This is a genomic window from Flavobacterium sp. (genome assembly GCF_043720215.1).
Taxonomy (GTDB): Bacteria; Bacteroidota; Bacteroidia; order Flavobacteriales; family Flavobacteriaceae; genus Flavobacterium.
Map to the genome: position 1 here is coordinate 1 of NZ_JAYSSZ010000180.1, position 9,673 is coordinate 9,673.

The 9,673-nt window shown below is 31.1% G+C and carries 9 protein-coding genes; 5 read left to right on the plus strand and 4 right to left on the minus strand.

The annotated features are described in order from the left end of the window. From ACHZC3_RS08225 to ACHZC3_RS08235, 3 genes are all read left to right on the plus strand, one after another. The coding region (locus ACHZC3_RS08225) for a translation initiation factor IF-2 (protein WP_394759384.1) at positions 1–780 on the plus strand (780 nt) is incomplete at its 5' end. Between the two features lie 138 nt (positions 781–918). Continuing rightward, complete coding sequence (locus ACHZC3_RS08230) at positions 919–1,506, plus strand: phage tail protein (protein WP_394759385.1); 588 nt, start codon at positions 919–921, stop codon at positions 1,504–1,506. Between the two features lie 2 nt (positions 1,507–1,508). Further along, complete coding sequence (locus ACHZC3_RS08235; RefSeq protein WP_394759386.1) at positions 1,509–2,189, plus strand: T9SS type A sorting domain-containing protein; 681 nt, start codon at positions 1,509–1,511, stop codon at positions 2,187–2,189. A gap of 79 nt (positions 2,190–2,268) precedes the next feature. Here the strand turns inward: ACHZC3_RS08235 and ACHZC3_RS08240 are convergent, their stop codons facing one another. Beyond that, entirely contained in the window at positions 2,269–2,883 is a 615-nt protein-coding gene (locus ACHZC3_RS08240) for a deoxynucleoside kinase (protein WP_394759387.1), read from the minus strand. Next, entirely contained in the window at positions 2,883–3,674 is a 792-nt protein-coding gene (locus tag ACHZC3_RS08245; protein ID WP_394759389.1) for a hypothetical protein, read from the minus strand. Before ACHZC3_RS08245 ends, ACHZC3_RS08240 begins: the two co-directional genes overlap by 1 nt. Positions 3,675–3,770: 96 nt before the next feature. Between ACHZC3_RS08245 and ACHZC3_RS08250 the strand changes: the two genes are divergently transcribed. Together ACHZC3_RS08250 and ACHZC3_RS08255 are read left to right on the plus strand one after the other, a co-directional pair. Next, on the plus strand, positions 3,771–4,673 hold the full coding sequence (locus ACHZC3_RS08250) for a GLPGLI family protein (RefSeq protein ID WP_394759390.1): 903 nt from the start codon (positions 3,771–3,773) through the stop codon (positions 4,671–4,673). 45 nt (positions 4,674–4,718) lie between these two features. Further along, on the plus strand, positions 4,719–7,466 hold the full coding sequence (locus tag ACHZC3_RS08255) for a carboxypeptidase regulatory-like domain-containing protein (RefSeq protein WP_394759391.1): 2,748 nt from the start codon (positions 4,719–4,721) through the stop codon (positions 7,464–7,466). Positions 7,467–7,518: 52 nt separating this feature from the next. Here ACHZC3_RS08255 and ACHZC3_RS08260 read toward each other — a convergent pair whose 3' ends face one another. Both ACHZC3_RS08260 and metK read right to left on the minus strand, forming a co-directional pair. Then, positions 7,519–8,373, minus strand: a complete 855-nt coding sequence (locus ACHZC3_RS08260; protein ID WP_394759392.1) for an outer membrane beta-barrel protein — start codon at positions 8,371–8,373, stop codon at positions 7,519–7,521. 196 nt (positions 8,374–8,569) lie between these two features. Continuing rightward, the coding region (gene metK, locus ACHZC3_RS08265; protein WP_394759393.1) for a methionine adenosyltransferase at positions 8,570–9,673 on the minus strand (1,104 nt) is incomplete at its 5' end.

The following is a 9,673-nucleotide window of genomic DNA, read 5'->3' on the forward strand; positions in this document are numbered from 1 at the left end:
GCTGGTGCACCAACAGCTGGAGATAAGTTCAATATTTTTGAAGACGAAAGAGAAGCAAAAGCAATTGCGGCAAAACGTACGCAATTAATGCGTGAACAATCAGTTCGTGTACAACGTCATATTACATTAGATGAAATTGGTCGTCGTATCGCATTAGGACAATTTAAAGAATTGAACATTATCCTTAAAGGAGATGTTGATGGTTCAGTAGAAGCATTATCAGATTCATTCTCAAAATTATCTACACCAGAAATACAAATCAATATTATTCATAAAGGAGTTGGAGCTATTACTGAAACTGACGTAATGTTGGCTTCTGCATCAGATGCTATTATAATTGGATTTAATGTTCGTCCAGCTGGAAATGCGAAGCAATTAGCAGAGAAAGAAGAAATCGACATTCGTCATTATTCTATTATCTATGCTGCAATTGATGATTTACGTGATGCAATGGAAGGAATGCTTTCTCCAGAAATGAAAGAAGAAATTACCGGTCTTGCAGGTGTTAGAGAACTTTTCAAAATATCTAAAATTGGAACTATTGCAGGATGTATGATTACTGATGGTAAAATACTTAGAGCGAATAAAGTTCGTGTACTTCGTGATAACGTTGTAATTCACACAGGAGATATTATTGCACTGAAACGTTTCAAAGACGATGTAAAAGAAGTAGCAAAAGGTTACGATTGTGGTATCCAAATAAAAGGGTTCAACGAAATCGAAATCGATGACGTTATCGAAGGATTTACAGAAGTAGCTGTAAAACGTAAACTGAAATAAGATTTCACTATTTAATATAAAAAAACCTCGATTTGTCGGGGTTTTTTGCTTTTTATCGATTTCTAAAAATCTTACGTTTAATAAAATCTCGTTTAGTGAAAATTATTATATTTTTGTGCAAACTTTAAAACAAACATCATGAAAAAACTTACTTTTTTAGCTTTTATGCTAATGACATTATTTACAGGAACAAAATCAAATGCACAAATTGAACCTTTTGTAGGTCAAATTGCAATGGTTGGATTTAATTTTGCTCCTCGAGGATGGGCAAAATGCGAAGGACAATTAATGTCAATTGCTTCAAACAGCGCTTTGTTTTCATTGCTGGGAACAACATATGGAGGTGATGGTGTAACAACATTTGCATTACCTGATTATAGAGGAAGAGTTCCAATGGGTGATGGTAATGGACCTGGATTAACTCCAAGATTTTTAGGAGAAAAAGCAGGGACAGAAAATCATACGCTTCTGCCATCTGAAATGCCAATGCATAATCATATTGTGAATGCTAATTCAGCAGAAGGAAATCAAAATTCACCTTCAGGGAACTTTCCTGCGGATACTAAATTGTTAGATAAGGAATACTCCTCAACATCAAATGGAGCGACAATGAACCCTCAAATGGTTGGAATGGCAGGAGGAAATCTGCCACATAATAATATACAACCTTACTCAACAATTACTTTTATTATCGCGCTACAAGGAGTTTATCCTTCACGTCCATAATTATGAAAAGTATATTTACTTTTTGTTTATTAATGATGTTTTCATTAATAAACGCACAAACAATAACATTTAAAGGTTGTTTAGCTTTGTTTGATAATCAAAATTACGTATTCAATCAAACAGGAACTGATGGAACAGGTAGAAATATGTACACTACAACTCCAGTCGACGGACAAGCTTGTGGCGGGTTAGGGACTTGTGAGTTTAAATTGCAATGGAACAATACAAGTTCAAGATGGGAATTTTTAGCAGATGAAGGAAGTGGAACTTTTACCAGCCCTTATCTAATATATTCTAACGCTTCGGCTTCAACTCCTAAACCTCCAAGTTTATTTTTAGGAACTTGGTTAGAAAATAATGCAATAACTGCAGGAAGCTGTGGTGGAAGTTTAACAACTGGAAATGCTACGTTATCTGGAGATGTTCAAGACACAACATTAAGCAACAATGAATTTTCAATTAATAGAGGCATTGTGGTTTATCCAAATCCAAGTAATGATTTTCTTAACATAAAGAGTAGCAGTGTTATAAATGAAATAACAATTTGGAGCATTCAAGGTCAAAAAGTTCTAGGTTTTGGTAATGTAAACACAATAGATGTTTCAGGACTACAATCCGGAATTTATATTACTCGCATTCAAACAGAAAACGGCTTGCAAATTTCGAATTTCATAAAAAAATAGGTGATTTAAAAAAAGAAAAACCCAACAAAATTAAATTCTGTTGGGTTTTTTGTTTATTAATATGAGAAATTTCTAAATTCTAAAACAAGCCATTTATCTCAGCATCAATTCTATTAATAATCATACCTAAATCCTCTGGATTGTTTACAAAATCAACATTATCTACATCAATTATTAATAATTTTCCTTTAGTATAACTAGTAGCCCAAGCTTCATAGCGCTCGTTCAATCGGCTTAAATAATCAATAGAAATAGAGTTTTCATATTCTCGACCACGCTTGTGAATTTGTCCTACTAAATTAGGGATAGAACTGCGTAAATAAATCAGTAAATCTGGTGCGCCAACTAAACCTTCCATGAGTTCAAAGAGAGAGGCATAATTTTGAAAATCACGATTAGTCATCAAACCCATAGCATGAAGATTAGGCGCAAAAATATGAGCGTCTTCATAAATAGTTCTGTCTTGAATAATTTTTTTTCCGCTTTCACGAATTTGCAAAACTTGTCTAAAACGACTATTTAAGAAATAAATCTGAAGATTAAACGACCAACGTTCCATTTGATGGTAAAAATCATCTAAATAAGGATTGTCTACTACGTCTTCAAAATGGGGTTCCCACTTAAAATGTTTGGCTAAAAGCTTTGTTAATGTTGTTTTTCCGGCACCTATATTCCCTGCTACAGCTATATGCATTATGGTAAATTAATTTTATAATTCGTAATTCCTTCAGATGTAAAAATAGCTAAATTTTGGTCTTTGTAGTAAAAATTTTTATAGGTTTTTTTGTCTAAATCAATTACTGTTGGTTTGTCACTATTTATACTATAATAATATAATAAATCATTTTTTTTGAAAACAACAAATAAGTTTGAAACCAATTGTATTGAATCAAAAGCTGGTAATTTTCCTAAAGCAATTGTTTTACCAAAGACATCACAAGAATAATAATAATTTCTTTCATCAATCCAATAAAAAGTATTAAAATTGGTTTGATACTGTTTTATCATACCAGAAATTGGAGAAGAAACATCTTTATGTTTATTTTTCAAATAATCGTACAATCCTATTTGTTGATTAGTCAAATTAAAAACCCAAAGATTATTTTGAGCAGAAATCCCTACGGCAGTAACTGCAATATTTTTTTCGTTTTCAGAGAAATTTATTTTTTGTATTTCATTCAATTGATTGTCAAGAAGTATTACAGTATTAAAATTTTCGTAAAACAAAACAATTTTTAATGGATTTTGAAAATCAATCCTCGAAATTTTTCCAAGAGAAATATTTTTGTATTGAAATATTTCGCCTGATTTAATTTTAAAAAAAACATTGTTTTTAATAAAATATTTGCAATCAAAAGAATCATTACCAATAAACAAATCAGCATCTACAAACTCTGAACTTAATTTAGAAGCTACGAGTTTTGTTTGTTGGCAAAACACCAAAACAGGAAACAAGAATGATAATATAAATACAAACTTTTTCATATAAGCTAAGATAAGCAATATCTTTTAACAAATCATTAGTAACAAAACACAAATTCATTCGTCATATTTGTAACGACAAATAAAATTTACTAAAAAATGAAAAATACAATCACAACTTTAGCCTTAATTATTACTGCATTTACTTCATTTGCACAAGATTTTCAAGGCATGGCGGTATATGAATCTAAAACTAGCACTGCTGATTTTAAAGCTCGAATGGAAGGTAATAAAGATATGACCCCAGAAATGAGAAAAATGATGGAAGAAAGAATGAAAACAATGTTCGAAAAAACATTTATTCTAAACTTCGATAAAAATGCTTCAATCTATAAAGAAGAAGAAAAACTAGATGCTCCTGGAACACAAAATGGAGGAATGAGAATGATGGGTTCGTTTATGGGTGGTGGCGGAACACATTACAAAAACATCAAAGAAAAAAAGTTTATCATTGACAAAGAAATGATGGGAAAAGAATTTCTAATTCAAGATTCGTTGCCTAAATTAGATTGGAAAATGAGTCAAGAAACAAAAGAAATTGGTGGCTATATGTGTTTCAAAGCGACTGCGATGCAAAAGGCAAGTCAATCCGATTTTAGAAATTTTAAGATGAAAAAAGAAGAAGATAAAGACAAAAAAGAAGTAACCTCTACTGAAAAATCTAAAACAACAAGCTTTATGGCTGAAGGAGAAATCCCTAAAGAAATTGAAGTTGTAGCTTGGTATACACCTGAAATCCCTGTAAGTACTGGACCAGAAAACTACCAAGGTTTGCCAGGATTAATTCTTGAAGTGAGCGCTGGAAAAACAATATTATTGTGTTCGAAAATTGCAATGAATATAAAAGATAAAAAAGAAATAATTGCACCAACAAAAGGAAAGGTAGTTACTCAGAAAGAGTATGATGAGATTGTTACAAAAAAAATGCAAGAGTTTAGAGAAATGAATCAAAACCAAAATCGTGTTGGTAATGGCGGAATGCAAATGAGGATTGGGGGTTAATACTAAATTCTTTTTTTAAATTCAACTTTATTTCTCACATGCTTTATGGCGCATTCAAAAACTAAAAATTCACTTCTCTTGTTACTTTTATTAGTAACTTCACTTTCATTTTCTCAAAACATAACCTTTCAAGGAATTGTAAAAGACACAACAAACGTTCCGCTCGAAATGGCAAATGTCATGGCGGTAAATCAAGTAACAAAAGCGGTTGATTCCTATTCGATAACCAACGATAAAGGTAAATTTCAATTATCACTGAAAGCAAATGCAACTTACAGTGTTCGTTTTTCTTTTTTAGGTTTAAAAACTAAAAATCTTACCATTGCTACAAAAGCAGAAAATATTTCTCAGAATATTACACTCACAAACGATGCCACTGAATTAGCTGGAGTAGAAATTGTGCGTGAAATGCCAGTTTCTATTAAAGGCGACACAATTATTTATAATGCAGATTCTTTTAAAACAGGAACCGAACGCAAACTAGAAGATGTACTAAAAAAATTGCCAGGAGTTACAGTAAATGCCGATGGCGAAGTTGAGGTTGAGGGTAAAAAAGTATCTAAATTAATGGTAGAAGGGAAAGATTTCTTCGATGGTGATACAAAATTAGGTGTCAAAAACATTCCTGCTGACGCGATAGATAAAGTACAAGTTCTAAGAAATTATAATGAGATTGGCGCACTAAAAGGTCTTGAAAATAACGAAGACAATGTAGCGATGAACATCAAACTAAAATCAGGAAAAAAGAATTTCTGGTTTGGCGATATGACGGCTGGAGTAGGCGTTGGACATATAGAAAGCAGGTACGAAGTGAATCCGAAGTTGTTTTATTACAGTCCAAAGTATAGTATTAATGTTTTAGGAAATTTCAATAATATTGGTGAATTGCCTTTTACGATTCAAGATTATTTTAAATTCACAGGAGGATTTAAAAATATGATGAAAAAAGGAGGGACAAATTTCAATGTTTCTTCTAATGATTTGGGGATTTCATTACTTAGAAACAATAGAGCAAAAGAAATTGAAACTCAATTTGGAGCAACAAATTTTTCCTATAACCCAATAAAAACACTTAGTATTTCAGGATTCGCTATTCTTTCTTCGACAATAACAGATTTAGAAACTAAAAATCAAACTAATTTCCTTGGAGAAGACACAGAAACTATAGTTTCTTCAGAAAACAGAAATGAAATTACGCATCAAAAAAGCAATTTAGGATTGTATAAATTAAGCGGAACCTACAAACCAAATGCTAAGTTGCAAATAGATTATGATGTTTTAGCAAAACAATCTAAGCAAGATGAAAATAGCGATTCAAACCAAGATGTTTTTGGACCAAATTCTGTTTTTATTGATAATCAAAATATAGTTACCAATAAAAAACAAGATCCTTTTTCGTTAAACCAAAATTTTAATATTTATTACACTAAGAATGACAAGAATGTTTTTGCTTACGAAATGCAACATTTGTTTCAGAACGAAAATCCATTTTATAATGCTAATTTAGAAACAAACCCTTTTCCTAACAGACCACTTCCTTTTGATCAATCCGAAAATTTAGGATTTCAAAATCAAAGTAGGTATGATATTAATCAAAACCGTTTAGTAAAAACTAATAAAATAGATTCAAAATTTGATTACTATTATATGGTTAACCCAAAAAGCAATATAAATATAACTATTGGGAACACATATTCATTTCAATCATTCAATTCAGACATTTTTCAGATATTAGACAATGGTAGTATTGATAACCTTAAATCGAATTCAAAAAATCAAGTTAAATACAATTTCAATGATGTTTTCTTAGGATTACATTATAAATTTTTGACAGGAAAATTTACATTCAATCCAGGATTTTCAGTTCACAAATACAACACATATAACGAACAGTTAGGGACAAAAGCAGAAGATAATTTTTATAGAATTTTGCCAGATGTATATGCTTTGTATCAAATAAAAAAAGCAGAAACATTGACATACAACTATAGTTTGAATACTGATTTTACCGATATAAATAAGTTTGCTGCGGGTAGTGTTTTATCTAATTACAATTCCTTATTCAGAGGGAATAGGTTGCTAGAAAATGCACTATCACATACACATTCCTTGCGATATTTCAAATATAACATGTTCAACTTCGAAAATATATTTGCTAATATTTCGTATTCACGCAAGGTAAATCCAGTAAAAAATTCAGCCACTTTTTTTGGAATTAATCAGATAAGTACAGCTATAAATTCAAATTTTGCAGACGAATCTATTAATGGTGCAGCAAATTACGGACGCTCATTTCTTCGCAATTATAAATCATCACTAACAATAGCAGGAAGTTGGTCAAAATTCAATAATATTCAAAATAATTTACCACAATCTTCAGAGAGTTTTGTGCAAAATTACACACTAAAGACATCTACAAATTACAAGGATTTGCCTAATATAGAATTGGGATATAATATTGTTATAAATGATTATCAAGGAACAAAATTCTACACAAAAAAGCCATCAGTAAAATTAGATTATTATTTTCTAAATGCTTTTTCATTCGTGACTGAATACGAATTTTATGATTATACAAACAACAAAAAAACAGTAGCCAATAAATATGATTTTTTAAGCGCTAGTTTAATTTATCAAAAAAAATCAAGCAAATTAGAATACAAATTATCAGCAACAAATCTGCTTAATACAACCTCATTAAACGATGATAGTTTTTCACAGTTTTCTACTAGAACATCACAATATACAGTGCAACCAAGATATTTAATTTTTAGTTTGAAGTATAATTTGTAAAAAAAGTCCCGATATTATCGGGACTTAAATTTTTGATATTTTTTATTTTAGATTAAAAATGGAAAGCCACTCCAAAGTTTAATCCTAAACTGCTTGCACTAAAGTTTGGTCTTAATGCTTTTTGAGCTACTGAATCTGGTTCAGGACCAGTAAAAGTACCTTCATCAATAAATTCAAAATGTGAATCGTTATATGTAAAATCAGGTAATACATTTACTCCATTTTCAGTATATGTTGTAATCTCTCCTTTGGTTGGTTTTATTTTTCCATTAATTGAAGTTAATTCGGCAAATAATGAAATTTTGTCATTTAAAGCGTAATTTAAACCTGCACTTGCTCTAAATCCTAACATTAAACCGCCAGTCATTTCAGCTTCCATATAAGTAATATCGGTTCCAAATGAATTGGTATCAATTTCGTTATTAGTATACATGGTTTTAGACATTCCCATAACTAAACCTATTTTTGCATACGGGTTTATTTTTTCGAAACCTGCAGCAATTACTAAGGTTGGTTTAATTTGTATTTGATTTGCTTTTAATGTATTAGTTGATGTATTTGAATTAAAAGAATTAATATCTGAATTAGTTGCGGTCGTTTCTGAACCTATTAAATAACCCACTCCAATTTCTGCACCTACATTTTTGTTAAACATGTAGCCAAACTGCCCAGAAAAATTCAATCCTTTCCCTAAAGATAATTTTACTAATTCAAATGAATCAGAAGTTGTTGTTGATGTTCCGTTATAAAAATCAAACAATTCACCATATTGATATGCTGTTCCAGCATTGTTAGCAAAGTTGTAACCAATATTAAAACTTGCGTATGGTCCTTGTTTGATTTGTGCGTTTGCTTGTTGTGCAAATGATAATGCAATAATTGCAATCGTACCTAATAATTTTTTCATGTTTTTTTATTTAAAATTTAAAATCTAGGGCAAAACTAATTCTTTTTTTAAATAAAAAAACATAAAACAAACTAAATGATAAGAATAGTTGTAATAAATCAAAAGCTCTAACTGAATTCGGTTAGAGCTTTTGATTTATTATGAAATTTTTATTCGCTACATTAATTATCGAAATGATTTTTAACTCATTTTCTAATTAAATTCCAAAAGCACTTTTTACTTTATCTACAAAATCTAATTTTTCCCACGTAAATAATTCAACAGTAACTGTTTTTGTATTTCCTCCAGGAGCGTTAAACGTTTTTGTTACAGTTTCGGGAGTTCTCCCCATGTGACCGTAAGCTGCAGTTTCACTATATATTGGATTTCTTAATTTTAATCGTTGCTCAATAAAGTAAGGGCGCATATCAAAAATGGCTTCTACTTTTTTGCTGATTTCTCCATCAGTCAAACTCACTTTGCTAGTTCCGTAAGTAACTACATTAATCGATGTTGGTTTAGCTACACCAATAGCATACGAAACCTGAACTAAAATCTCATCGCATAATCCAGCAGCAACTAAGTTTTTAGCAATATGACGAGTTGCATAAGCAGCACTTCTGTCTACTTTGCTCGGGTCTTTTCCAGAAAATGCACCTCCACCGTGAGCTCCTTTTCCGCCATAAGTGTCTACGATAATTTTCCTTCCTGTAAGTCCAGTATCTCCGTGAGGACCACCAATAACGAATTTTCCAGTTGGATTAATGTGATAGGTGATTTTATCGTTGAACAAATGTGCATATTGAGGATACTTAGCTTTAATACGAGGTATTAAAATACCAACTAAATCCGTTTTGATTTTTGCCAACATAGTAGCTTCTTCATCAAAATCATCATGCTGAGTAGAAATTACAATCGCATCAATTCTTTGTGGTTTGTTGTCGTCAGAATATTCTAATGTCACCTGAGATTTTGCGTCTGGGCGAAGATATTTAATTTCATTATTTTCTCTTCTCAAATTAGCCAATTCAATTAATAAAGCATGAGATAAATCTAATGCTAATGGCATATAATTATCGGTTTCGTTAGTAGCGTAACCAAACATCATTCCTTGATCTCCAGCTCCTTGCTCCTCTGGATTTGCACGTTCTACACCTTGATTTATATCGCCAGATTGTTCATGAATTGCTGATAAAACACCACACGAATTGGCTTCAAACATATATTCGCTTTTGGTATAACCAATTTTTCGGATTACATCACGTGCTATTTGTTGAACGTCTAAATAGGTTTCTGATTTTACTTCACCAGCCAAAATTAC

Coding starts and splice junctions, on each gene's coding strand:
- ACHZC3_RS08230 (WP_394759385.1), top strand. CDS start 919: ATGAAAAAACTTACTTTTTTAGCTTTTATGCTAATGACATTATTTACA.
- ACHZC3_RS08235 (WP_394759386.1), top strand. CDS start 1,509: ATGAAAAGTATATTTACTTTTTGTTTATTAATGATGTTTTCATTAATA.
- ACHZC3_RS08240 (WP_394759387.1), bottom strand. CDS start 2,883: ATGCATATAGCTGTAGCAGGGAATATAGGTGCCGGAAAAACAACATTA.
- ACHZC3_RS08245 (WP_394759389.1), bottom strand. CDS start 3,674: ATGAAAAAGTTTGTATTTATATTATCATTCTTGTTTCCTGTTTTGGTG.
- ACHZC3_RS08250 (WP_394759390.1), top strand. CDS start 3,771: ATGAAAAATACAATCACAACTTTAGCCTTAATTATTACTGCATTTACT.
- ACHZC3_RS08255 (WP_394759391.1), top strand. CDS start 4,719: ATGGCGCATTCAAAAACTAAAAATTCACTTCTCTTGTTACTTTTATTA.
- ACHZC3_RS08260 (WP_394759392.1), bottom strand. CDS start 8,373: ATGAAAAAATTATTAGGTACGATTGCAATTATTGCATTATCATTTGCA.